At 69.0% G+C, this 22341-nt stretch carries 23 protein-coding genes and 1 rRNA gene; 14 read left to right on the top strand and 10 right to left on the bottom strand.

Annotated elements, in window-relative coordinates:
• Nucleotides 1-72: 72 nt before the first annotated feature.
• A complete protein-coding gene (gene pstS / locus ACZ5VQ_RS18555; RefSeq protein ID WP_469105833.1) occupies nucleotides 73-1197 on the bottom strand; it encodes a phosphate ABC transporter substrate-binding protein PstS in 1125 nt (374 codons plus the stop codon).
• Nucleotides 1198-1694: 497 nt separating this feature from the next.
• Here pstS and ACZ5VQ_RS18550 point away from each other — a divergent pair, with 497 nt between their 5' ends.
• Nucleotides 1695-3269, top strand: coding sequence for an FAD-binding oxidoreductase (locus tag ACZ5VQ_RS18550; RefSeq protein ID WP_469105832.1), 1575 nt, complete (start codon nucleotides 1695-1697; stop codon nucleotides 3267-3269).
• A 72-nt stretch (nucleotides 3270-3341) separates the two neighbouring features.
• On the opposite strand, the gene ACZ5VQ_RS18545 is transcribed toward ACZ5VQ_RS18550, so the two are convergent.
• The 5 genes from ACZ5VQ_RS18545 to ACZ5VQ_RS18525 form a co-directional block, all read right to left on the bottom strand.
• Nucleotides 3342-4043, bottom strand: coding sequence for a phosphatase PAP2 family protein (locus tag ACZ5VQ_RS18545; RefSeq protein ID WP_469105831.1), 702 nt, complete (start codon nucleotides 4041-4043; stop codon nucleotides 3342-3344).
• Nucleotides 4044-4226: 183 nt separating this feature from the next.
• Nucleotides 4227-5234, bottom strand: coding sequence for a C40 family peptidase (locus tag ACZ5VQ_RS18540; protein WP_469105830.1), 1008 nt, complete (start codon nucleotides 5232-5234; stop codon nucleotides 4227-4229).
• Nucleotides 5235-5326: 92 nt separating this feature from the next.
• Nucleotides 5327-6073 carry a trypsin-like serine peptidase gene (locus ACZ5VQ_RS18535; RefSeq protein WP_469105829.1) on the bottom strand — a complete coding sequence of 249 codons (747 nt, stop codon included), beginning with the start codon at nucleotides 6071-6073 and terminating at the stop codon, nucleotides 5327-5329.
• 92 nt (nucleotides 6074-6165) lie between these two features.
• On the bottom strand, nucleotides 6166-6651 hold the full coding sequence (locus ACZ5VQ_RS18530; protein ID WP_469105828.1) for a Uma2 family endonuclease: 486 nt from the start codon (nucleotides 6649-6651) through the stop codon (nucleotides 6166-6168).
• Between the two features lie 34 nt (nucleotides 6652-6685).
• Complete coding sequence (locus tag ACZ5VQ_RS18525) at nucleotides 6686-7111, bottom strand: ATP-binding protein (RefSeq protein WP_469105827.1); 426 nt, start codon at nucleotides 7109-7111, stop codon at nucleotides 6686-6688.
• Nucleotides 7112-7305: 194 nt separating this feature from the next.
• Between ACZ5VQ_RS18525 and ACZ5VQ_RS18520 the strand changes: the two genes are divergently transcribed.
• From ACZ5VQ_RS18520 to ACZ5VQ_RS18510, 3 genes are read left to right on the top strand one after another with little or no spacing between them, the layout of a single operon-like run.
• Nucleotides 7306-8151: a helix-turn-helix domain-containing protein gene (locus ACZ5VQ_RS18520; protein WP_469105826.1), complete on the top strand. Its 846-nt coding sequence runs from the start codon at nucleotides 7306-7308 to the stop codon at nucleotides 8149-8151.
• Between the two features lie 10 nt (nucleotides 8152-8161).
• Nucleotides 8162-8350, top strand: a complete 189-nt coding sequence (locus tag ACZ5VQ_RS18515) for a DUF397 domain-containing protein (protein ID WP_469105825.1) — start codon at nucleotides 8162-8164, stop codon at nucleotides 8348-8350.
• Nucleotides 8343-8579 carry a DUF397 domain-containing protein gene (locus ACZ5VQ_RS18510; protein ID WP_423554636.1) on the top strand — a complete coding sequence of 79 codons (237 nt, stop codon included), beginning with the start codon at nucleotides 8343-8345 and terminating at the stop codon, nucleotides 8577-8579. Before ACZ5VQ_RS18515 ends, ACZ5VQ_RS18510 begins: the two co-directional genes overlap by 8 nt.
• Nucleotides 8580-8587: 8 nt before the next feature.
• Here ACZ5VQ_RS18510 and ACZ5VQ_RS18505 read toward each other — a convergent pair whose 3' ends face one another.
• Both ACZ5VQ_RS18505 and ACZ5VQ_RS18500 read right to left on the bottom strand, forming a co-directional pair.
• On the bottom strand, nucleotides 8588-9226 hold the full coding sequence (locus ACZ5VQ_RS18505) for an SRPBCC family protein (RefSeq protein WP_469105824.1): 639 nt from the start codon (nucleotides 9224-9226) through the stop codon (nucleotides 8588-8590).
• A complete protein-coding gene (locus ACZ5VQ_RS18500) occupies nucleotides 9223-9609 on the bottom strand; it encodes an ArsR/SmtB family transcription factor (protein WP_469105823.1) in 387 nt (128 codons plus the stop codon). The genes ACZ5VQ_RS18505 and ACZ5VQ_RS18500 overlap by 4 nt, the downstream gene beginning before the upstream one ends.
• A 542-nt stretch (nucleotides 9610-10151) precedes the next feature.
• Between ACZ5VQ_RS18500 and ACZ5VQ_RS18495 the strand changes: the two genes are divergently transcribed.
• From ACZ5VQ_RS18495 to ACZ5VQ_RS18470, 6 genes are all read left to right on the top strand, one after another.
• Entirely contained in the window at nucleotides 10152-10460 is a 309-nt protein-coding gene (locus tag ACZ5VQ_RS18495) for a hypothetical protein (RefSeq protein ID WP_055613376.1), read from the top strand.
• Nucleotides 10461-10651: 191 nt separating this feature from the next.
• Nucleotides 10652-11491 carry a DUF8175 domain-containg protein gene (locus ACZ5VQ_RS18490; RefSeq protein WP_469105822.1) on the top strand — a complete coding sequence of 280 codons (840 nt, stop codon included), beginning with the start codon at nucleotides 10652-10654 and terminating at the stop codon, nucleotides 11489-11491.
• Nucleotides 11481-12824 carry a hypothetical protein gene (locus ACZ5VQ_RS18485; protein ID WP_469105821.1) on the top strand — a complete coding sequence of 448 codons (1344 nt, stop codon included), beginning with the start codon at nucleotides 11481-11483 and terminating at the stop codon, nucleotides 12822-12824. The genes ACZ5VQ_RS18490 and ACZ5VQ_RS18485 overlap by 11 nt, the downstream gene beginning before the upstream one ends.
• The gene (locus ACZ5VQ_RS18480; RefSeq protein ID WP_362087879.1) at nucleotides 12821-14380 is read left to right on the top strand and encodes an SCO6880 family protein; all 1560 of its coding nucleotides are present in this window, start codon (nucleotides 12821-12823) and stop codon (nucleotides 14378-14380) included. The genes ACZ5VQ_RS18485 and ACZ5VQ_RS18480 overlap by 4 nt, the downstream gene beginning before the upstream one ends.
• Nucleotides 14381-14392: 12 nt before the next feature.
• Nucleotides 14393-15817 (top strand): ATP-binding protein, encoded by a 1425-nt coding sequence (locus ACZ5VQ_RS18475; protein ID WP_143639392.1) that lies wholly within the window; start codon nucleotides 14393-14395, stop codon nucleotides 15815-15817.
• A 14-nt stretch (nucleotides 15818-15831) separates the two neighbouring features.
• A complete protein-coding gene (locus ACZ5VQ_RS18470; RefSeq protein ID WP_469105820.1) occupies nucleotides 15832-17424 on the top strand; it encodes a type VI secretion protein in 1593 nt (530 codons plus the stop codon).
• A 36-nt stretch (nucleotides 17425-17460) separates the two neighbouring features.
• On the opposite strand, the gene ACZ5VQ_RS18465 is transcribed toward ACZ5VQ_RS18470, so the two are convergent.
• The gene (locus ACZ5VQ_RS18465; protein ID WP_469105819.1) at nucleotides 17461-18051 is read right to left on the bottom strand and encodes a GNAT family N-acetyltransferase; all 591 of its coding nucleotides are present in this window, start codon (nucleotides 18049-18051) and stop codon (nucleotides 17461-17463) included.
• A gap of 95 nt (nucleotides 18052-18146) precedes the next feature.
• On the opposite strand from ACZ5VQ_RS18465, the gene ACZ5VQ_RS18460 reads away from it, so the two are divergent.
• From ACZ5VQ_RS18460 to ACZ5VQ_RS18445, 4 genes are all read left to right on the top strand, one after another.
• Nucleotides 18147-19061, top strand: a complete 915-nt coding sequence (locus ACZ5VQ_RS18460) for an ABC transporter ATP-binding protein (RefSeq protein ID WP_469105818.1) — start codon at nucleotides 18147-18149, stop codon at nucleotides 19059-19061.
• Complete coding sequence (locus tag ACZ5VQ_RS18455) at nucleotides 19058-19831, top strand: ABC transporter permease (RefSeq protein ID WP_469105817.1); 774 nt, start codon at nucleotides 19058-19060, stop codon at nucleotides 19829-19831. The genes ACZ5VQ_RS18460 and ACZ5VQ_RS18455 overlap by 4 nt, the downstream gene beginning before the upstream one ends.
• A 217-nt stretch (nucleotides 19832-20048) precedes the next feature.
• On the top strand, nucleotides 20049-21341 hold the full coding sequence (locus ACZ5VQ_RS18450) for a sensor histidine kinase (protein ID WP_469106131.1): 1293 nt from the start codon (nucleotides 20049-20051) through the stop codon (nucleotides 21339-21341).
• Entirely contained in the window at nucleotides 21338-22006 is a 669-nt protein-coding gene (locus tag ACZ5VQ_RS18445) for a response regulator (protein ID WP_469105816.1), read from the top strand. The genes ACZ5VQ_RS18450 and ACZ5VQ_RS18445 overlap by 4 nt, the downstream gene beginning before the upstream one ends.
• Before the next feature lie 49 nt (nucleotides 22007-22055).
• Here the strand turns inward: ACZ5VQ_RS18445 and rrf are convergent.
• Nucleotides 22056-22172 (bottom strand): 5S ribosomal RNA (gene rrf / locus ACZ5VQ_RS18440).
• Nucleotides 22173-22341: the final 169 nt, after the last annotated feature.

The following is a 22341-nucleotide window of genomic DNA, read 5'->3' as shown; positions in this document are numbered from 1 at the left end:
GGGTTCCAGGCGGCGGTGCACCGGACGGTGCGGCCCGCTCCGGTTGCTACCGGTGCGGGCCGCACACTTGGGTCAGCTCAGGCCGGCGACGGTCGTGCGGACCTTCGTGATGATCTCTTCGGGCATCGGGGCGTAGCTGGCGTCCTTGAGGATGGCCTGCCCCTCCTCGCTGGCGAGGTAGGTGAGGAAGGACTTGGTGGCGGCGAGGGTCTCCGCCTTGTTGCCCTTCTCGCACGCGATCTCGTACGTCACGAGGGTGATCGGGTACGCGCCCTCGGCGGTGGGCTCGTAGTTCAGCTCCAGGGCGAGGTCCTTGCCCTCGCCGACGACCTTGGCCTCGGCGATCGCCTTGGTGGCGTTGTCGACGGTGGCCTCGACGGGCGTGGCCGCACCGGTCTTGACGTGGACCGTCTGGGCGTCCTTGGCGTACGAGAGCTCCATGTAGGAGATCGCGCCGGCGGTCTGGGTCACCTGCTGGGCGAGACCGGAGGAACCCGTGGCGGACTGGCCGCCCTTGGCCTGCCAGGCCTTGCCGCCCTCGTACTTCCAGTTGTCGGCGGCCGCGGCCTTGAGGTACTTGGTGAAGTTGTCCGTGGTGCCGGAGTCGTCCGAGCGGTGGAACGTCAGGATCTTGGTGCTGGGCAGGTCCGCGTCGGGGTTCAGCTTCGCGATCGCGGCGTCGTTCCAGGTCTTGATCTTGTCGTCGAAGATCTTGGCCAGGGTCGGAGCGTCCAGGACGAGGCCGTCCACACCCGGGAGGTTGTACGACACGGCGATCGGGCCGCCGACCATCGGCAGGTCGATGGCCTGGCTGTCCTTGCAGACCTCGGCGGACTTGGTGATCTCCTCGGCGTCCAGCGGGGAGTCCGAACCGGCGAAGGCGGTCTGGCCCTGGAGGAAGTTGGTGATACCGGCGCCGGAGCCGTTCGGGTTGTAGTTGATCCGAACGTCCTTGCAGGAGGCCGTGTACTGCTTGACCCAGGCGTCGACCGCGTTCTTCTGCGCGGAGGAGCCGGCCGCGAGCAGCTCGCCCTTGGCGTCGTCACACTTGATGGCGCTGTTGGCCGCGGGCGCGCTCTCGTCGCCGCTGCCGCCGCCGGTGTCGTCGGAGCCGCACGCCGTCAGCGCCAGGGCGCCGGAGACGGCGACAGCACCGAGCGAAAGGGCGCGAAGCCGGTTCTTGCGCTGAAGCTTCACTTTCGGGAGTTCCTTCCAGGAGCCGCCGTCTACTGGCGGCGTGCGAGGTCGTGGTGCAGCCTCTCGTCCGCACGAGACTGCCGTCGTAACGCTGCTAACAACTGATATCGATTGGTACGTGAGCGGGCTTCTGCTCGCACGACGCACCGGGTAAGGCCGAAATTAGGCAGATCAGGTGAAGCGGCCAATGGCCGTGGGTGAACGGAGGGTGAACCCCTGCCGTCAGTGCGGTGAGGTCACGGAACGCTTACGGGGAGAACACGTGAGGGTCCCGACTACCGGAACCACCTCCTTCGGAAGCATCACTCCCCTCTTCCGGCCCCTTCTCACCCCTCCCTCCCCTCCACTCACCCCTCCATTCACCCCGCGCACCCCGGTCCTCCCCTGGCCGAAAATCGGCGGTGCCGTGCAGCCGCATACGCGATTCCCGGGACCCGCCCGTGGAACCCGCCGGACCGTGGACCCGTCTCGTTCCACGGGAACAACGGGAGGCGCACATGCGACGGCGTACGTTCATGGGTGGCGGCGCCGCGCTCGCGGCGACGGCGGTTTCGGCCGCGTGCACCAGCGGCACCGGCGGCACCGGCGGCACCGGCGGGGGTTCCGGACCGCGGTCGGGTGAGGGGGCCCGTACGTCAGGCACACCACTGGAGTCGACGAGCACCGCGGCCGACCTCAAGGCCCTGGCGCGGGATCTGGACGGCCCCCTGGTCCGCCCGGGCGAGGCGGACTGGGCGGCGGCCCGCCAGCTCTACAACACCCGCTTCGACTCGCTCAGGCCGACGGCCGTCGCGTACGTCTCCCACGCCGAGGACATCCGTACGACACTCGCGTACGCGCGGGCCCGCTCGGTCCCCGTCTCGATCCGCAACGGCGGCCACTCGTACGCGGGCTGGTCCTCGGGCGACGGCCGTCTGATCCTCGACATCTCGAAGCTCTCCAAGGTCCGGGCCTCCGGCGACGAGGCCGTGATCGGCGCGGGCGCCAAGCTGATCGACGTCTACCGCGCGCTGGCGGCAAAGGGCGTCACGATCCCGGCCGGTTCCTGCCCGACGGTCGGCGTCTCGGGCCTGACGCTGGGCGGCGGCCACGGCGTCGTGTCCCGTGCCTACGGGCTGACGTGCGACAGCCTCACCCGGGCGACGCTGATCACGGCGGCCGGAAAGCAGCTCACCGCGAGCGCGACCGAGAACAAGGACCTCTTCTGGGCCCTTCGCGGCGCGGGCAACGGCAACTTCGGCGTTGTCACCGAGCTCCGCTTCAGGACCCACCCGGCCCCGCAGGGCGTCTCGGCGTACATGTCCTGGCCGTGGTCCAGGGCCGCCGCCGTCCTCGGTGCCTGGCAGGAGTGGGGCCCCGACCAGCCCGACGAGATCTGGTCCTCGTGCCACTTCGAGAACGCGGCCGGCGGCACTCCCACGGTCTCGGTCTCCGCCTTCTCCCTGGGCACGTACGGCGAACTCCAGAACGCGGTGGACCGCCTCGCCACCCGAATCGGCGCCTCCGCCCGCAGCGTCTCCCTCAAGCGCCGCTCCTACGAGGAGTCGATGGAGGTGTACGCGGGCTGCTCGGCCTTCCCGGAGGACGCCCAGTGCCACCTCCCGGGCGCGACACCGGGCCGCTCCCCCGAGGGCGCGCTGGGCCGCGAAACGTACGCGGGCCGCTCGGACTTCTTCGACCGCTCGATCTCGGCGGCGGGCATCCAGACCCTGCTCGCCCAGATATCGGGGGTCCGAGGAGGCACGGGCAGCATCGCCCTGACAGCCCTGGGCGGCGCGATCAACAGAATCGACCCCACGGCAACGGCCTTCGTCCACCGCCGCTCCCGCATGCTGGCCCAGTACATCGCGGCCTGGCGCCCGGGAACCTCCGGCACGACATCCAACGCCTGGCTGACCGAGGCCCACAAAGCGATGAGACCGTACGCCTCAGGCGCGGCCTACCAGAACTACACAGACCCAACCCTGACCAACTGGCGCCAGGCGTACTACGGCGAGGCGGCCCCCCGCCTCAAGACCCTGAAGAGGAAGTACGACCCGGAGGCCTTCTTCAAGTTCCCGCAGTCGCTGTAAGGCACGGGCCGGCTGGGGGGCGCCCCTTCAGGGGCGCGGGGAACTGCGCAGTCTTTTGGCTTTTACCCGCACCTACGCCGCGAGGTCCCGCTCCTCCGCCTCAACCTCACTCCGAGCCCCAGGAATCACTTTCCCCCGCTCACCGGCGGAGCCACCCGCCCGAACCAACCACCCCACCCGAGGCGACCTCTCCACCGCGGCCACAACCGGCGTCAACAAAGCCATCGCAAGCGGCGAAAGAAGCAGCACCACCGCGGTCCCGAGCGCAAAGCCACCGATCACATCCGTCGGATAGTGCACGCCCATATAAACCCGGCAGAACCCGCCGAACAGACCCAGCACTATCCCCACGAGCCCGAACTTCCGATTCGCGACGAACAGCCCGACCCCCATCGCCATCATGAGAGTCGCGTGATCGCTCACGAACGAAAAGTCGCTCTTGCCGCCGATAAGAACATCCAGCCCGTCATGGTCGACAAAAGGCCGGGGCCGCTCCACAAATCCCCGTATCGGCACATTCACGAGTACGGCGACACCGGCGGCGAGCGGCGCCCAGATCAGCGCGGCGACGGACGAGGCGGCATCCCCCCCACCCCGCTTCCGCACGGTGAGCCAGCACCAGAGCACCAGCATCACCATGGCGAGCAGGAGCCCCCACTCGCCCACGAACTCCATGACGCGGTCGAACCAGTGCGGCGCGTCTTTGGCGAGACCATTGATGTCGTAGAGCAAGTCAACGTCAGGGTTCGAACCGGATTCGGCGAGTCCAGCCATGGTGCAACGGCCCCTTCGTCATCTTCTTCCCGACGCACCCATCGGATGCGCCGCGCCATCAACCCCCGTCGTCGGCTACGAGAACAGGAACGCACACTCCCCTTCCATACGTTCCACCCTCCACCGAATGATCACTCAGACGTTATCGAAGAGAGATACATCGCCGCAGCTCAGGGGAGGGTTTCACACAGAGGTGGGCAACGCTTTCGCGCCATCTTCGGTGACCCGGGTCGCCCCGAAGTAGTCGGGGGTGTCGATCGGGTCGAACCGGATCACGGCACCCGCCCGGGGCGCGTTGATCATGTACCCGCCGCCCACGTAGATCCCCACGTGCCGGATGGCCCGGGAGTTGGTGAGGTCGTCCGAGAAGAACACCAGATCCCCGGGCAGCAGCTCGTCCCGGCTCGGGTGCGGCCCGGCGTTGTACTGGTCGTTGGCGACCCGCGGCAGCGTGATCCCCACACTCTCGTACGCGGCCTTGGTCAGCCCGGAACAGTCAAAACGTCCGCCCTGGTCAGCGGTACCGTTCCCACCCCAGAGATACAGCGTCCCCAGTTTCTTCTGCGCGTAGTAAATGGCCCCGGCGGCTTGCTTGGAGGGGTCTACACGGGTGACCGGAGCGGCGAAGCTCTCCTCCAGCGTCGTGATCGTCTTCACATAGTTCTGCGTTTCCTTGTACGGCGGTACGCCCCCGTACTTGATGACGGCGTACGCCCCCGCGTTGTACGCGGCGAGCATGTTCTTCGTCGGGTCGCCGGGCGCGTCCTTCACGTACTTCGCAAGTGTGCAGTCGTACTTCGCGGCCGATGGAATCGCGTCATTCGGATCCCATACGTCGCGGTCGCCGTCACCGTCGCCGTCGATTCCGTGCGTCGCCCACGTCCCCGGGATGAATTGCGCTATCCCCTGCGCGGCGGCCGGGCTCTTGGCGTTGGGATTGAACCCGCTCTCCTGATACAGCTGTGCGGCGAGAAGTGCGGGATTGATGGCGGTGCACAGATTGCCCCACTTCTGCACGAGCGCCTGATACGCGGCCGGTACGGCCCCTTTGGCCAGGCCACGGGCCCCCTGCCCCACGCCGTTCGCCAGGTTGCCGGCGACCATGTAGACCCCGACGACCAGCACCATGACGAAGCTGAGCCCCGCCCCCGCGGCGACGGTCACCACGATCCACGCCTTACGCACCGTCAACCGCCCTCCGCAGCTCCGTAATTGGCCCACGTCAGTCTAGGAGCTTCCCACCCTGAACCCGGCGCAACCGACGCTTTGGTAGCCGCCGGAGCTCACCCTGACGTCGCCTCCCCGTACAACGCGGCGGCCTCGCTCCCAAACACAACGCTGTACGACACGTCATCGGTGGTACCGCCCTGCTGGAACCCGCCCAGCACCCCCACGACCCGCCCCTCCGCATCGATCCACGGACTCCCGCTCGTGCCCCCGCTGTACCCCGGACACTCGATCCGCTGCTGACTGCCGCCGTACGCGGTGGAGATGTTCGTGCACCACACGGGCGTCTCCCGCGCCTTGGGATACCCGACAACCGTGACGGCCTCCCCCACCGGACTCAGCCCCCGCCCGGCAACCAGCCGATTACCCCCGACAACGTCCTCGACCTCCTCCCCACCCCGGGAGACAACCCGAGCGAACGCCACATCACTGTCCTCGTCCTGCCGCCCCTTCCACCCGTCACCGACATACGTCCGCGCCACGGCCCACTCCCCGTACGGTGCCTTCCCGCCCCTATACCCGGGCACGAAGTAGATGGCCTCGCCCGCACTCCCACTCAGACAGTGAGCGGCAGTGACGATGAGATCCCGCCCCTCGCTGTGCACGACGGAGGCGGTGCAGTAGTGCGCCCCACCCCTGACAAGCACTCCGACCCGCGCGTTCTCGGCGCTCACGGGAGCCGTCACGGTGACGCCGAGCGGTTCAGGCGTACGCACCCGACCGTGCGCCACCGCCACGGGAACCGACCCGGTGGCCAGCAGCGCGACGGCGACGAGGAGGGGGAGACGGACGGGGCGCTTCATCGGAGGAAGCCTTGCCGGGCGGGGTGAGAGAAACGCCTGGCCTCACCTGAGAATCCTGTATGAACCGGCTCAGTGAAGCCGTTGCCCGACTGCTACGAGCCGGCGCCTCGCCCGGCACGCGGCGAATCCCCGTACAGCGGGAACCGGTCCGTGGCGACCTCCAAGCCGAGCGGCGCAGGCAGCGGCACGGATTCGCCGGAGATGACTTCCACCGCGAGTACCGCATCCTCAGGAGTAGCCAGCCAATCGTCGTCTTCCCCCCACTCGATGGGCAGAACAATCAGGTCCGGCGTGACGTAGTCGTCGGGATCTTCCCTCAGGGCGATCGAGGACACCTGGTACGAGCCCAGCCCTTCAGGCAGAACCATGTTGAGCTGCCGACACAGGCGCTGCACCACACCCACGTGCCTCCCATGCCGTGGCGGGGACATCACGAGCTTTCCTCCCACGATCTGCACGCGCAGCCCCGTCGCGTCCTCGATCCCCTTGGCGATCTCACGCAGATTCCCCGGCCGAGGCCGAAGACGCACCCGGGCTTCGGGCGCTACCGCCATGACTCGCTGCTCGACCTCTGACACGCCACTTCCTCGTTCGCCTTCTGAAAGACCGGCATCACCCTAGGTCCCCCGACTGACACTCGGCCCACAGCAGCTTCCCGCCCCGGTCTCCGCCCAGCGCGTACGCGCCCCACGTGTCCGCACACGCCCGTACGAGGTGCAGTCCTCGCCCGTTCTCCGACATGTCCGGCGGTACGGCACCGGGGGCGTCGAAGCCCCGCGGGACGGTCGGGTCGGAGTCCCACACGCCGATCCGTAGCCGCCCGGACTCGGCGGCGCGCAGCCGCAGGGCGTACGGGCCGTTGGTATGGAGATGGGCGTTGGCGAGCAACTCGGAGGCGAGCAGCTCCGCCGTGGGGGCGAGCCGGGCGAGGTCGTGCGCGACGAGGACCGTGCGCAGGGTCGCGCGGGCGATGCCCGGTGCGCGGGGATCGTGCGGGAGTTGAAGGGTGTAGGCCCAGGACGGGGATACGGTTGCCATCGGAAGTCTCCGATCACGGAGGGGAGTTGGACGGTTGCTCAGTGACCCGGCCGCTCCGTCGAGCGGGGTACTTCTGAGCGGGGCGCCTGACTACCAAGGTAGCGGCGCATCGATAAGGAGTTATCGGAATCGACGAAAAGGGCTAGGCTTCCACTCGTGTGGGTGACCAGCCGTGGCGAGAGGCAAAGCGAACCGTGAGAACCAACCCGACGGGACGTCAACTCCGCTTGGGCGCCGAGCTGCGCAAACTCCGTGAACGTGCGGGGCTGACGTCCACCGAGGCGGGTCAACTCCTGGGTGTGAAGCAGAACCAGATCAGCAACATGGAGTCCGGGCGCATGGGTGTGAGCCCGGACCGCGTTCGCCTGCTGGCCTGCCACTACGACTGCCCGGACAAGGTCCTGGTCGAAGCCCTCACCGGCATGACGAACGACCGCAGGCGCGGCTGGTGGGAGGAGTACCGCGAGTTCCTGCCCAGCCCGCTTCTGGACCTGGCCGAACTGGAGCAACACGCCAAGTCACTGCACGACACCGTCACGGCTCGTATCCCGGGCCTGCTCCAGACCCACGACCACGCCCGAGAGATCTTCCGCCAAGCCGTCACGGAACTCACGCCACCGGAGATCGAGTACCGCCTGTCGTTCCGCATCAAGCGACAGAACGTGCTCTACCGCGACGACCCGACACCGTACGAGGCCGTCATCCACGAGGCGGCCCTGCGCATGAAGGTCGGCGGGCCGTCCGTGGCCCGGCAGCAGCTCCAGCACCTGCTCGACATGAGCGACCGGGAGCGCATCACCCTGCGGGCCATCAGCTTCGACGCCGGGGCCTACCCGGGATCCGGTCAGTCGATCCACTACGCGCACGGCCCGGTGTCGCAGCTCGACACCGTGTACCTCGACCAGTCCCACGGCCTCGCGTTCCTGGACGCCGACGCGCAACTGCACAAGTACCGCACCCTCTTCGACCGGGTCGAGGCAATCGCGCTCTCACCGGAGAAGACCCGAGACCTCATCCACCACGTGATGCGAGAACTGTGAGGAAAAGCCCGTGAACCCAAGCTGGCAGAAGTCGTCGTACTGCTCGGAGGGCGCCTCCTGCGTACACATAGCCACCACGCCCACCGGCACCATCCATCTCACCGAAAGCGGCGACCCCGCCCGCTCCATACTCGGGGCCACCCCCCAAGCCTTCGCCGCCCTCATCCACGTACTCAAAGAGAACCCGGCCCATGTCTGACATCCCCGCGAACCTCACCTGGGAACGAGCCGCCCCGCCTGAGGCGACCGGCCCGGGCCCCTGGATCGAGCTCGCCTTCGGCGACAACGACCTCGTCTACATCCGCGAGACCAGCGACCCGGACACCGTCGTCACGACCACCCAGAAGAAGTGGGACGCCTTCGTACTCGGCGTACAGGCAGGCGAGTTCGACCACTTCGTGGAGGGTGTGGGGGACGGGTCGCCCTAGACCCAGCCTCAGCCCGACTCGGCCCCGGTGTACGCCGCGGTCGTCCGGTCGGCCCGCGCCCGCGCGACCCCCTCCGCCTCACCGTCGGAGACACTCGCCGCGTACCAGCTCTCGCTGCTCAGGGTCACGAACCGGAGGCCCTCCTCGGTGCCGAACCAGGCCATGGCCTCCTCAGGGTTCACGGCCTCGCCGGTGGACAGGTGCAGGGTGAGGCCGATGAGGGCCATGTCCCAGCCGACGCCGACGGCTCCGGGGCCGAACTGGGCCCACTTCTCGTCGTCGTCGGGGGCGATGTGGTCGAGCTCGAAGCGCGTGCCGCCGTCCGCCTCGGGGATCAGCCGGAGCTCGATCCAGGTGACGTCCCCGCCGAACTCCCAGGTCGCGGTGAAGCCCCGGGGCGGGTCGCAGCTCTCGACGGTGCCGTTGGCGTTGCCCTGCAGCTGGTACTTGCCGCCGACGCGGAGGTCGCCGGTGACGGGCAGGAACCAGCGCGGGATGCGCTCGGGGTTGGTGCAGGCGTCCCAGAGGTCCTCGACGGTCGAGTCGTACGTCTGACTCAAGGTCACCACATGTCCTTCGCCGGCCTCGATGACACGGCTGCCGACGCGGCGCCGCACGGCGTTGATCTGGTGGGTGACGTCGATCATGGGGTGCTCCTCTGCTGTACGGGGTCGTCGCCGCCGGGGCCGTCAGCGGACTCACGGAGCCGGCGCTCACGCTTGCCCCGGGCCAGTTCGGTGGCCAGGGCGTCCAGGTGGGGGGTCCAGAAATGCCGGAAGCGGGCCAGCCACGCGTCGATGTCGCGCAACGGGTCGGAGTTGACGGCGTAGAGCCGCCGGGTCCCCTCCGGCCGGACCGTGGCGAAGCCGTTCTCCCGCAGCACCTTCAGATGCTGCGAGACGCCCGGCTGCGATATGCCGAACTCCTCCCTGATGACCTCCGAGACGGCCCCGGAACTCATCTCACCGTCGGCGAGCAGCTCAAGGATCCGGCGGCGTACGGGATCCCCGAGTACGTCGAATGCGTGCACGGCATCAATGTATCACTGCTTACTTATATAAGCGCGGGCAGATAGAGCACCGGGAAGAGCACCACAGGTGACACCCCGCCACATCCCCACGCCCGCAACCGGGATAGCCTTCCCCCCAGCGCAAAACGGGCGGCGTCTACTCACCAGGAGACGTACGACCCGGAGAACATCGGCACGACGGACCGGCGCACATGGGACGGGGTCGGGCTCGATGGGCGGGCGGAGTGGGTCAACGCCCGGAGTGAGCCGGATAAGAGGGGCTAACGACGGAACCACACCACAGGTTCCGGTTCGACTTCCGGTTCCACTTCATTGCCCGGCGTGACCTGCCGTGATACACAGAGTGACGATATGGCTCCCTGTATACCGACCCCCGCTCCCGTCAGGGCCCCGCGAGGGCCGGTGACAAGGGATCCGTACGAAACCCGCCAATCAATGACGCCAAGTCGACATGCGACAGCGTCATTGTCGGCGACAATGGCCCTGACCTCTGCGCAGAGTGGCAGGGGGTGCAGAACAACCCACAAGGGGCGGTGACTTACATGCTTTTCGCAGCCGAAAAGGGCGACATCAACACCATCATCGGCGGGATTGCCCCGGACTGGGGCCCCTTCGGCAGCCTGGGCAACGAGGCGCGGGTAATGATCGAGGTCGTGATGGCGGTCGCCATCCTGCTGTGCCTCGGCATCGCGATCTGGGGCGCGGCGAAGCAACGCATCGGCGCGACGGCCCTCCGCGACACCTTCAGTGCCGAACAAGGCAAGGGCCTCATCGTCGCGGGTCTCACCGGAGTCTTCATCATCGGTTCCCTCGGCACCGTCTTCACCATCGTGTACGGCATGGCCGTCTAGGCGGCCGCCGGCTCGGCGTCCTCAGACCCGGCCGGGCACGCCCGGTCTCCCTCTACCCATCCGTCCGTCGTGCCCACCGGCTGAGGTTGCGTTTCCCTGATGTCGAGTCACCACACCGCGCCCGCGCTGAAGCCAGCGCGGCTACCGTCGTATTACGCGGTTCAGCAAGAGGTTGAGGGGGCGTACGCGGCATGAGTCTCGGCGACGAGCACGGAGCGCGCGGCGACGACGGCGGATACGGGGGTAGCGGCCAGACCCGCACACGCCTCCCCGACAGTCCCGGTGACGTCTACGGCGGCGCACGACGCGGCGGCCGTTCCTCCTCCCGCAGCCTCGTCACGGTGGTGGGAGTCGTGGTGCTCCTGATTGCCGCCATCGCCTTCGCGAACCGTGGTGGCGGTGATTCCGCCTCGGACGAGTCGAGCGGCGACAAGACGAAGTCGGCGCCGACGGCTCCCTCCGGGGACCAACCGGTGCAGACGAAGGCGGGCGGCATCCCGTCGGGGTTCGCACACAACCAGCAGGGGGCGGAGTCCGCGGCCGCGAACTACTCGGTGGTGCTCGTTTCGGCCGACATCCTCAAGCCCGCCCGGCGCGGCGAGATCGTCCAGCAGGTCTTCGTCGCCGACAAGGTGGCCGCACTGCAGGCCAAGCTGGACAAGGCGTACTCCAAGGAGTTCCTGAGCAACGTCGGCCTGGACGAGAACGGCAACGCGGCGGCAGGACAGACCTACGTCTCACGCACCATGCCGGTCGGCACCAAGGTCACCGACCACTCGGCCGACGCCGCGACCGTCGAGGTCTGGTGCACGGGCGTGTTCGGCACGGCTGGGGACGACTCGAAGAATCCGGTCAGCAACGACTGGTTCACCATGACGCTCCAACTGCGGTGGGCCGACGGCGACTGGAAGGTCGACAGCTTCTCCCAGAAGTCCGGACCGGCGCCGGTGAACGGCGACAACACGGTCTCGCCGTCCGACGAGATCTCGAAGGCCGTCGAAGAGTTCGGAGGCTTCACGTATGCCCGGTAGCCCGCGCCGCGTACTAAAGGTCACCGCCGCCGTCACAGCCGTACAGACGACGCTCGTCCTGCTCGCCACGCGGGCTGCCGCCGCACCGACGCCGACGCCTTCACCGTCCGACGACAACTGCGATCTGATCGTCGGCCCCGCCAAGGACTACTGCGAGCGGGACGGCGGCTCCAGCCAGCAGGGCCCCTCCCTCGACGACCCCGCCACGGCTCTCGACCCCCTCGCCTCCCTCGCCAAGGGCTGCGCCAAAGCCGCCTCCTGGACCATCGACAAGCTCAGTGACGCCGTCCAGAACACGGCGACCGTCGACTTCACGAACACCACGTTCCTGCAGCAGTACGCGGTCGTCTTCGCCGCGTCGACGATCCTGACCCTCCTCCTGTGGCTGCTCGCGGTCGCCAAGCGGGCCGTGCGAGGTGTCCCCCTCAGCACGGCCATCGGCGAGGCGATCGGCTTCCTCTGGCTGACGGTGCTGGCGTCGGCCTTCACCCCGCTGATCCTCTACACCGTCGTGTCGGCGACCGACGGCATCGCCGAGGTCCTCGCCAAGACCACCGGCAACCAGACGGACACGTTCTTCGGCAACTTCTCCGGCGCCCTGAACAAGGGCACCGACATCGGCGGCGGCCCGATCATGCTGATCGTGGTGTCCCTCGTGTCGATCCTGGCCGCGGGCGTCCTGTGGCTGGAGCTCGTGATCCGCGCCGCCCTCCTCTACGTGGGCGCGCTCCTCGGCACCGTCGTCTACGCCGGCCTGGTCGACAAGAACCTCTGGGGCCACGTCCGCCGCTGGGCGGGCATCATGATCGCCGTCATCCTCGTGAAACCGGTGATCGTGATCGTGCTGGGCCTGGCCGGAGCCCTGTCCGCCGAGGACGGACCCGACGCGTTCTCGGCCGTCGTCTCCGGCCTCGCCATCATCCTGCTCGCCATCTTCGCGAGCGCGATGATCTACCGCTTCGTACCGGGCTTCGGTGACGAGATCGCCGGCTCCCGCAACAACCGCATCATGCAGGGTGCCGAAGGCAAGGCCGCGGCCGTCATCAGCTCGCCCGCCACCCTCGTCGCCCAGGGCATCAAGACCCACAGCGCCCGGGCCGACAACAACGGCGGCGGAGGCGGAGGCGGCGGAGGCCGCCCCTCCAACCCCGTCTCCGGCGGCGTCGCCGCCCACAGCTCACGCGGCGGCTCGGGCGGGGGCGGCGGCGGATCTGTCCCCTCCGCCGCACCCCCACCACGCAGCAGCCCGGTCAACACCCCCCACGCAAGCAACACACGCAACAGCAACAGCAACAGCAACAGCAACAACCGCACGGGAGGTGAAGGGCGTTGACGACCGAGTCCCACGTGTCCCACGTGGTCACGCCCCGCCGGACATATCTGATCGGCCGCGCCCGGCCGAACGCGATCGTCGGCCGGAACCGCGAGTCCGGCGAGATCGCGCTGATCATCGTGGGCGCGTTCCTCGGCATGATGTCCGGTCTGATCGTCCCCGTGCTCTCCCTGCGCATCGTGTCCCTCGTGGGCTTCCCGATGCTGGCACTGGCCGCGGTGTACGTGCCGTACAAGCGGCGGACCTTCTACAAGTGGTTCGAGATCAACCGCAGTTACAAGCGCAGCCTGCGCCAGGGCACCGCCTACCGCAGCAAGGTCATGGAGTCCGGCACGCGCATCGACGGCCGCGAGGTCGAGGTCGGCCCCCCGCCCGGCATCGGACGGATCACCTGGCTCGCCGCGCCCTTCGGCCCTGACGAGATCGCCGTCCTCCTGCACGCGGACCGGAAAACCGTCACTGCGGCCATCGAGATCGAGGGCCCCGGCGTCGGCCTCCGCGACAGCGAGGACCAGGAAACCCTCGTCGACCGCTTCGGCACCCTGCTCAAGCACGTCGCGAACGGCGACGGCTTCGTCACCCGCCTCCAGATGCTCGCCCGTACGCTCCCCGCCGACCCGGACGCCCACGCCAAGGACGTCGTCGTACGCGGCGACGAGAAGGCCCCCGGCTGGCTGCAGCAGTCGTACGACCAGCTCCAGTCCATGGTGTCGACGAGCAGCGAACAGCACCGCGCCTACCTCGTCGCCTGCATGCACTACTCCCGCGAACTCGCCGCCGAGGGCCACGCGATGGCCCGCGCCGCGCGCCCGCAGGGCGGCAAGAAGCTCGACCGCGACTCCGGACTCGCCGTCGTCATGGCCCGCGAGCTCACCGACATCTGCTCACGCCTCCAGGAGGCCGACATCCGGGTGCGCCAGCCGCTCGGACAGGGCCGGCTCTCCTCCCTCGTACATTCGATGTACGACCCGGACCACCCCATCGACCACATCCAGGCGATGACGAAGCGCAACGCCTGGCCGGCCGAGCTGGACGCCATGGAGCCCACCTACCTCCAGGCCAAGACCCGCGAGTCCTCCACCCGCGCCCCCTGGTGCCACTCCACGGCCTGGGTGAAGGAATGGCCGATGACCCCGGTCGGCGTCAACTTCCTCGCCCCGCTGCTCGTCCACACCCCCGACGTGATCCGCACGGTCGCCGTCACGATGGACCTCGAACCCACCGAGGTCGCCATCGAGCGCATGCTCACCGAGAAGACGAACGACGACGCCGAGGCCAGCCGCCAGGCCAAGATGAACCGGACCGTCGACCCCCGCGACGTCGCCTCGCACAACCGTATGGACCAGCGCGGCGAGGACCTCGCGAGCGGCGCCGCCGGCGTCAACCTCGTCGGCTACATCACCGTCTCGTCCCGCAACCCCGAAGCCCTCGCCCGCGACAAGCGGACCATAAGGGCCTCGGCCGGCAAGTCGTACCTGAAGCTGGAGTGGTGCGACCGGGAGCACCACCGCGCCTTCGTGAACACACTCCCGTTCGCCACCGGCATCCGAAGGTAGGGCTGAGTACTGATGCGGGATCCGCTGTCCGTCCTCACCGAGGCCTTCACGTCCTTCCTCTTCGGCAAGGTCGAGACGACCCGCCCGCCGGTGCGCACCTCCACCGGCCAGGCCCAGGCCGTCTACCTGCCGACCGCGGCCCCCGGCCTCGGCGACTCCGGCGTCATCATCGGCCGCGAGGTCTACTCCGGGAAGGGCTACATCTACGACCCCTTCCAGCTGTACGGACAACAGCTCCCGGCACCCCACTGGCTGGTCCTCGGCGAGTCCGGCAACGGCAAGTCGGCCCTGGAGAAGACGTACGTCCTGCGGCAGTTGAGGTTCAAGGACCGGCAGGTCGTCGTCCTCGACGCACAGGGCGAGGACGGGGACGGCGAGTGGAACCTCATCGCCCGGCAGCTGGGTATAACCCCCATCCGGCTCGACCCGACCGCCGCCCTGGACATGGGAATCCGGCTCAACCCGCTCGACCCCGCGATCACCACCACCGGACAACTCGCCCTGCTCCGGACGATCATCGAGGTCGCGATGGGCCACGGCCTGGACGAGCGCTCGGGCTTCGCACTCAAGGTCGCGCACGCCTACGTCAACGAGACGATCGTCGAACGCCAGCCCGTACTGACGGACATCGTCGAGCAACTCCGCCACCCCGAACCGGAGTCGGCGGAGGCGATGAACGTCGCCATAGACGACGTACGGGCCTGGGGCCTGGACGTCGCCCTCGTCATCGACCGCCTCGTCGACGGTGACCTGCGCGGCATGTTCGACGGCCCGACGACGGTCGGCATCGACCTGGACGCCCCGCTCATCGTCTTCGACCTGTCCCACATCGACCGCAACTCCATCGCCATGCCGATCCTCATGGCGATCGTCGGCGTATGGCTGGAACACACCTGGATCCGCCCCGACCGGAAGAAGCGCATCTTCCTCGTCGAGGAGGCCTGGCACATCATCAACAGCCCGTTCGTGGCCCAGCTCTTCCAGCGCCTGCTGAAGTTCGGCCGACGCCTGGGCCTGTCGTTCGTGGCGGTCGTCCACCACCTCTCCGACGTGGTCGACGGAGCTGCTGCGAAGGAAGCCGCCGCGATCCTCAAGATGGCGTCCACCAGGACGATCTACGCCCAGAAGGCGGACGAGGCAAGGTCGACGGGACGGGTCCTCGGCCTGCCCAGGTGGGCCGTGGAAATCATCCCCACCCTCACCCCCGGCATCGCTGTCTGGGACGTCAACGGCAACGTCCAGGTCGTCAAACACCTGATCACCGAGACCGAACGCCCCCTCGTCTTCACCGACCGCGCCATGACGGAGTCGTCGGCCGACCACCTGGCCGACGACGCCCTGCGGGCCGCCGAACTTGAGGCCGAGGAACGCGCGGCGGCGTTCATGGAGCAACACCTGAGCGATCTCGACGGCTCGTCCGAGTCCACGGTGGCGTAGAGGAGCGGCCCGAGATGAGACCGGACGAGCGCGACCGCCACCGCGGCGGCGAAGGCGGCATCCCCGACGGACTGCTGGTCGGTGTCCTGGCCTTCGTCCTCGGCATGACCGTCATGGTGTGGACGGCGACCGGCCTGGCCGGCCTCTTCACCCACGGCTCCTGGCCCGCCGAGGTCACCTTCCGCCGTACGCCCCTGGCCATGCGCCAACTCGTCGAGACCCCCCACGACATCGCCGCCGCCTGGCCGGAAACCCCGGAGACCCAACTCTCCGGGTACGGGCTCTTCTGGGGCCTGTTCATCGGCCAGCTGATGGTCCTGCTGGTCCTGACGGTGTTCGTCATGGGCACGGCGGCGAGGTGGCGGGCGGGGAGGGCGAGGCGGAGGGCGCTGGCCGCGTCCGCATCCGCGTCCGCATCCGCCATGCCGGAGCCCACTCACGAGCCGGAGACAAAGGCAGAGGCAGAGCCGCAGCCGCGGGTTGAGAGCGTGCCCCGTGAGGTCGCTCCGCGCCCCGCGGTGGAGCGGGTGTCGGCTGCCGAGCCTGTCCATGCGGCGGAGCCGCCACTGGAGTCGGTTCCCTCGGTGGCCGACGGCAATCGGGTGGGTGGGTGGGAAAGCATCCGCGCCGAAGGCGCGGGGACGGTTGGCGTACCCACCCCGCGCGGCCCCGTCATCCTCGGCCCACCAGAAACCCGCCACCCCCTCGCCGTCCAGGCGATCCGGGACGCCGACGGCCCCGCCCTCGTCATCACCTCCAACCCCACCCTCTGGTCGGACACGAAGGACGCCCGCGCGAAACTGGGCCCGGTCCTCCTCTACGACCCCTCCCACCTCTGCGACACCCCGGCCCGCCTCCACTGGTCCCCCTCCGCCGGCTGCGAGAACAAGGACACCGCGAAGGCCCGCGCGGAAGCGCTCCTCGCCCCGGTCCGCCCCACCGCGAAGATCGACCAGACGGTCGCCGACACCGCGGAAACCCTCCTGCGCAGCTACCTCCACGCCGCCGCCGTGGACGGCCGCACCATCCGCCACGTCCACCGCTGGGCCCAGGGCACCCAGGTCCAGGAAGCCGTACGCATCCTCCGTACGAACCCCAAGGCCGCCGCCGGATCCGCGGGCGAACTCGAAGCCACCCTCACCTCGCACCCCGAACGCCGGGACATCGCCCAGGAGTTGACGGCCCGGGCCCTGTCCGCCCTGTTCACGGTGAATGTCCGCGAAGCCTGCACACCCAACCGAACCGACACCCTCACCCTGGATTCCTTCGCCGACGAAGGGGGCACGCTTTATGTGGTCGGTGAACCCATCGAGGACCCCAGGGCGAATCCCGGTGCGATGCCCCTGCTGACGGCCCTCGCCTCAAGCGTGGTCGAGCGCGGCCGGCGCATGGCCGAACGGTCATCCTCCGGTCGCCTCGACCCACCACTCACCCTCGTCCTGGACGACGTGGCCGCGGTGGCCCCCCTCCCCCAGCTCCCGGACCTCCTGTCCGCGAGCACGGGAACCGGCACGGGCGGACCGAACCGAGGCCTCCCCGTCCTGGCCCTCCTCCGCTCCCGCGAACAGGCCCGCTCCCGCTGGCCCCACCACGAGCTGCCGGTGTAAGTCACCGCCGCTCAGGGCCTGCCTGACAGACAGGCCCTACGGCCGCTTGAACACGAACTCCAGCTCCCGCGCGCCCGGATCCCCGGGCACCGGAACGCTCTCCCCCGTGGGCACGAACCCGAACCTCCGGTAGAAGGCCTCAGCCCGCCCGTTCCGCTCGTCCACGAACAGCCGCACCCGCTCCACCCCGGCGACCTCCCACGCCCACTCCAGGGCGTACGAGAAGAGCCGCTCGGTGAGCCCCCGCCCCCGCACCTCGGGCCGCACATACACGGCCACAAGGTGCCCCTGGCGTACGTCGCTCACGTCCCCGAGCGCGCCCGGCGCCCCCGCCTCCTCGACGAGCACGGTCACCGACCCGGCCCACCGCCCGTCGGGCCCCACAGCCACCACCTGCTGCCGCTCACGCACACCCTCGGCGGCCCCCGCCGCCCGCTCCCGCCAGAAGCTGTCAGGCCGGCCCACGGCAGCCTCGTACGTCTCCAGAAAGGCGAGATGCGCCACCGGATCCCGCAGCGCGGCCAGCCGCAGCTCCTTCGCCGCGGGCCACTCGTCGGCACGTATCGAACGCACCACATGGTCCGCCGAGGCATCGAGACGGTCATCAGAACGAGCATCGGGGTTCATGAGGGTCACCGTAATACCGGGGTACTACACCCTTCACCTCATATCCCGCCGTCGTCCGACGCCCCCGGCCACCCGCCCGGCCGACCATCGAAGACATGATTACGGCCTCCGAACTGACCAAACGCTACGGCGACAAGACAGTCGTGTCCGACCTCACCTTCACCGTCCACCCGGGCACGGTCACCGGCTTCCTCGGCCCCAACGGCGCCGGAAAGTCCACGACCATGCGGATGATCCTCGGCCTGGACGCCCCGACACACGGCACCGCGACGGTCGGCGACCAGGCGTACGCCGACCACCGCGCGCCCCTCCACGAGGTCGGCGCGCTCCTGGAAGCACGCTCGGTCCACCCGGGCCGCACGGCCCACCACCACCTGGTCGCGCTCGCCCTCACCCACGGCATCCCCAGGAGCCGCGTCGACCACGTCCTGGACCTCACCGGCCTGACCGACGTGGCCGGACAACGGGTCAAGGGCTTCTCCCTCGGCATGGGCCAACGCCTCGGCATCGCCGCCGCGTTGCTCGGCGACCCGGCCACCGTGATCCTCGACGAACCGGTCAACGGCCTCGACCCCGAGGGCGTCCTGTGGATCCGCAACCTCCTCAAGTCCCTTGCCGCGGAGGGCCGTACGGTCTTCGTCTCCTCCCACCTGATGAGCGAGATGGCCCTGACCGCCGAGCACCTGATCATCATCGGCAGGGGCCGCCTGCTGGCCGACACGACGGTCGACACGTTCGTACGCGAATCGGGCGCGGGCACGGTCAAGGTGGTCACCCCGGAAGCGGGCCTGCTCGCCCAACTCCTCGCGTCCCCGGACGTGGACGTCACGAGCACCACCCCCGCCACCCTCGAAGTCCACGGCACGGACGCCGAACACATCGGCCGCACAGCCGCAGCCCACGGCATCCCCCTCTACGAACTCACCCCGCACGCCGCCTCGTTGGAGGCGGCCTTCATGGACCTGACCCGCGACTCCCTCGAATACGCAGCCCACCTGGAGCCGGCATGACCACCCTCGCCCTCACCCCGGCCCGCATCCTGCGCTCCGAATGGCACAAGCTGTGGACGGTCCGCTCCACCTGGATCATGCTGACCGCCGCGACCGCCGTGACCCTCGCCATCGGCATCGGGATGAGCGCGTCGTACGAGGGAGACGGCGGCGACACAGCGCGGTTCGACCCCGTCCAGTTCCTCCTCTTCGGCACGCAGTTCTCGCAGATCATCCTGGCCGTCGTCGCCGTCCTGTTCATCGCGGGCGAGTACGGCACGGGGATGGTCCGCTCCACGATGGTGGCCGTACCGCGCCGCCTCCCGGTGCTGTGGTCCAAGGCCGGCGTCATCGCCGCGGTCACCTTCACGGCCACGCTCGCCACCTTCCTCGTCACGTTCACGACCGGGCAACTCTTCCTCGACGGCACGGACAAGGAGCTGTCCCTCACCGACCCGGGCGTCCTCGGCACCCTCCTCGGCAGCGCGGCGGGCCTGACCTCCCTGGCCGTCATCGGCCTCGGCCTGGGCGCCCTGCTCCGCTCGGTCCCCGGCGGCATCACCGCCTTCATCGGAGGCGTCACCGTTCTCCCCGAGGTCCTCAGGATGTTCCCGTACGACGTCATGGACAGCGCCTCCAAGTACTTCCCCGGCAGGGCCGCCGAGGGCCTGATGACCCTCCACGACTCCGCCGACTACGCCTCAACGGGCCCCGCCCTCCTCGCCCTCACCCTGTGGACGGCGGCGATCCTGGGCACCGCGGCCCTCCTCCTCAAACGACGGGACGTATGACCAACTCCCGTACCACCACGTCCCTTACCACCGGCTCGCGTACGAGGATGGAACCGTGACCGAGACACGGGACTGGCACCGGAACTGGCACCGGGACTGGCTGCGCGGGGCCCGCGACCGGAGCCACCGTGACCGCGCCCGCCGGGACCAGGCCTGGCGCGACCAGTCCTGGCGGGGCTGGTCACCGGAGGGCGCGAGGCAGCAGCCGGTCACCCGCCTGACCCACCGCCTCACCGGGCGGGTACGCGCCTTCGACCGGCTCCACCCGCTGCTGTGGGACCTCCTGCTCACGGCCTTCTTCGTGGCCGTCGCCCTCAACGACTACCTGGGCGGCGGCTGGCGGAACATCAACGCGAACCCGGACGTGCCGCCGGCCTGGCTGCTCACCACACTGACACTGGGCTTCTCCGTCCCACTGCTGTGGCGCCGGACCCGTCCCGTCACGGTCCTCCTGGTGATGCTGCCGCTCGCCCTGGCCAACGCCTGGACCGGCGCCGACCTCCAGGCGAGCCTGACCCTGCTCGTCGTCACCTACAACATCGCGGTGCACACCCGCCTGCGCACCCTGCTCTGGTCGTACGTCCTGATCCTGGCGCCCATCATCGTGGACAGTTTCCGCTACCCGGACGAGCAGGGCGCCGACCAGACCTTCTTCCCGCAGGCGACCCGCCTCGCCATGGTGGCCATCGTGGGCGTCTCCTACCGCACCCGCCAGGAGTACCTCGCCTCCCTCGTCGAACGCGCCGCCCAACTGGAGGTGGAACGCGACCAGCAGGCCCGACTCGCCACCGCCGCCGAACGCACCCGCATAGCCCGCGAGATGCACGACATCATCGGCCACAACCTCTCGGTCATCACCAGCCTCGCCGACGGCGGTTCCTACGCAGCCGCCAAGAACCCCGAACGAGCCGCCCAGGCCCTCACCGCCATCGGCACGACCAGCCGCCAGGCCCTGGGCGAACTCCGCCGCCTCCTGGACGTACTGCGCACGGACCCCTCAGGAACAGAGCGGCCGGGAGCCGAGCCCCTTGGACCTGCCCCGGGACTTCCCCCGGGACTTTCGGTGGGACTTTCCGCGGGACTTGAACCCCCGGGCGTGGAGATGGCCCCCCAGCCGTCCCTCACCGACCTCGACCACCTCATCGACGGCGTACGCTCCGCCGGCCTCCCCGTCCGCACCACCATCCAGGGCCGAACCACCGCCCTCCCCCCAGGCCGCCAACTCACCGTCTACCGGGTCATCCAGGAAGCCCTGACGAACACCCTCAAGCACGGCGGCCCCGACGCGACATCGACGGTTTCGGTGTCGTACGGGGACGGCGACGCCGTGACCGCGACGGTGACCGACACCGGCCGCGGCGGCACAGGCCAGGGCCCCGGCGCCGGGGGCCGCGGCCTCACCGGAATGCGCGAACGAACCGCCCTGTACGGCGGCACACTTGAGTCCGGCCCGCTCCCGGACCACGGCTGGCGCGTCCACCTTCACCTACCGGAGGAAACCCCGAAGTGACCACCGTGCTCATCGTCGACGACCAGCCGCTGCAGCGCTTCGGCTTCCGCATGCTCCTGGAGAGCCAGGACGACATGGCGGTCGTGGGCGAAGCATCCAACGGCAGCGAGGCGATCCGCATGACGGCCGAACTCCACCCGGACGTCGCCCTGATGGACATCCGCATGCCCGGCCTCGACGGCATCGAGGCGACCCGCCGCATCGTCTCCTCCGGCGACCGCACCCGCGTCCTCATCCTCACGACGTTCGACCTGGACGAGTACGCGTACGCCGGCCTGCGAGCAGGCGCCTCCGGCTTCCTCATCAAGGACGCCCAGCCCGAGGAACTCCTCGCCGGCATCCGCGCGGTGGCCACGGGCGACGCGGTCGTCGCCCCGAGCCTCACCCGCCGCCTTCTCGACGCCTACGCCGAGCACCTCCCCACTCCGGGCCCGGAAACAACCCCCGGCCAGGACCCGCGCCTCGTCTCCCTCACGGACCGCGAGCGCGAAATCCTGACGGTCGTCGGCCAGGGCTGGACGAACACAGAGATATCCACCCGCCTCCATCTCGCCGAATCGACGGTGAAAACCCACGTGAGCCGAATCCTCGCGAAAACGGGCTCCCGAGACCGCATCCAAGCGGTGATCCTGGCCTACGACACAAGACTGGTGGAGCCGTCCTGAAACGCAAGAAAGCCCCCGCACCGAAGTGCGGGGGCTTTCTCCAATATTTGTTCGGCGGTGTCCTACTCTCCCACAGGGTCCCCCCTGCAGTACCATCGGCGCTGTAAGGCTTAGCTTCCGGGTTCGGAATGTAACCGGGCGTTTCCCTCACGCTATGACCACCGAAACACTATGAAACTGTGAATACCGCACCACACCCCGTGGCCACACGGGTGTGGGGTTGTTCGTGGTTTCAGAACCAACACAGTGGACGCGAGCAACTGAGGACAAGCCCTCGGCCTATTAGTACCAGTCAGCTTCACCCCTTACGAGGCTTCCACATCCGGCCTATCAAC

The organism is Streptomyces sp. NPDC033178 (assembly GCF_055577685.1).
The sequence above is the reverse complement of the archived record's forward strand: the minus strand, read 5'-3'. Positions and strand labels throughout refer to the sequence as shown.

Bases quoted from the DNA above. Each gene is read 5' to 3' on its own strand.
- ACZ5VQ_RS18475 (WP_143639392.1), top strand. From the start codon at position 14,393: ATGCGGGATCCGCTGTCCGTCCTCACCGAGGCCTTCACGTCCTTCCTC.
- ACZ5VQ_RS18510 (WP_423554636.1), top strand. From the start codon at position 8,343: ATGTCTGACATCCCCGCGAACCTCACCTGGGAACGAGCCGCCCCGCCT.
- ACZ5VQ_RS18505 (WP_469105824.1), bottom strand. From the start codon at position 9,226: ATGATCGACGTCACCCACCAGATCAACGCCGTGCGGCGCCGCGTCGGC.
- ACZ5VQ_RS18545 (WP_469105831.1), bottom strand. From the start codon at position 4,043: ATGGCTGGACTCGCCGAATCCGGTTCGAACCCTGACGTTGACTTGCTC.
- ACZ5VQ_RS18495 (WP_055613376.1), top strand. From the start codon at position 10,152: ATGCTTTTCGCAGCCGAAAAGGGCGACATCAACACCATCATCGGCGGG.
- ACZ5VQ_RS18485 (WP_469105821.1), top strand. From the start codon at position 11,481: ATGCCCGGTAGCCCGCGCCGCGTACTAAAGGTCACCGCCGCCGTCACA.
- ACZ5VQ_RS18535 (WP_469105829.1), bottom strand. From the start codon at position 6,073: ATGAAGCGCCCCGTCCGTCTCCCCCTCCTCGTCGCCGTCGCGCTGCTG.
- ACZ5VQ_RS18460 (WP_469105818.1), top strand. From the start codon at position 18,147: ATGATTACGGCCTCCGAACTGACCAAACGCTACGGCGACAAGACAGTC.
- ACZ5VQ_RS18490 (WP_469105822.1), top strand. From the start codon at position 10,652: ATGAGTCTCGGCGACGAGCACGGAGCGCGCGGCGACGACGGCGGATAC.
- ACZ5VQ_RS18465 (WP_469105819.1), bottom strand. From the start codon at position 18,051: ATGAACCCCGATGCTCGTTCTGATGACCGTCTCGATGCCTCGGCGGAC.
- ACZ5VQ_RS18470 (WP_469105820.1), top strand. From the start codon at position 15,832: ATGAGACCGGACGAGCGCGACCGCCACCGCGGCGGCGAAGGCGGCATC.
- ACZ5VQ_RS18525 (WP_469105827.1), bottom strand. From the start codon at position 7,111: ATGGCAACCGTATCCCCGTCCTGGGCCTACACCCTTCAACTCCCGCAC.
- ACZ5VQ_RS18550 (WP_469105832.1), top strand. From the start codon at position 1,695: ATGCGACGGCGTACGTTCATGGGTGGCGGCGCCGCGCTCGCGGCGACG.
- ACZ5VQ_RS18455 (WP_469105817.1), top strand. From the start codon at position 19,058: ATGACCACCCTCGCCCTCACCCCGGCCCGCATCCTGCGCTCCGAATGG.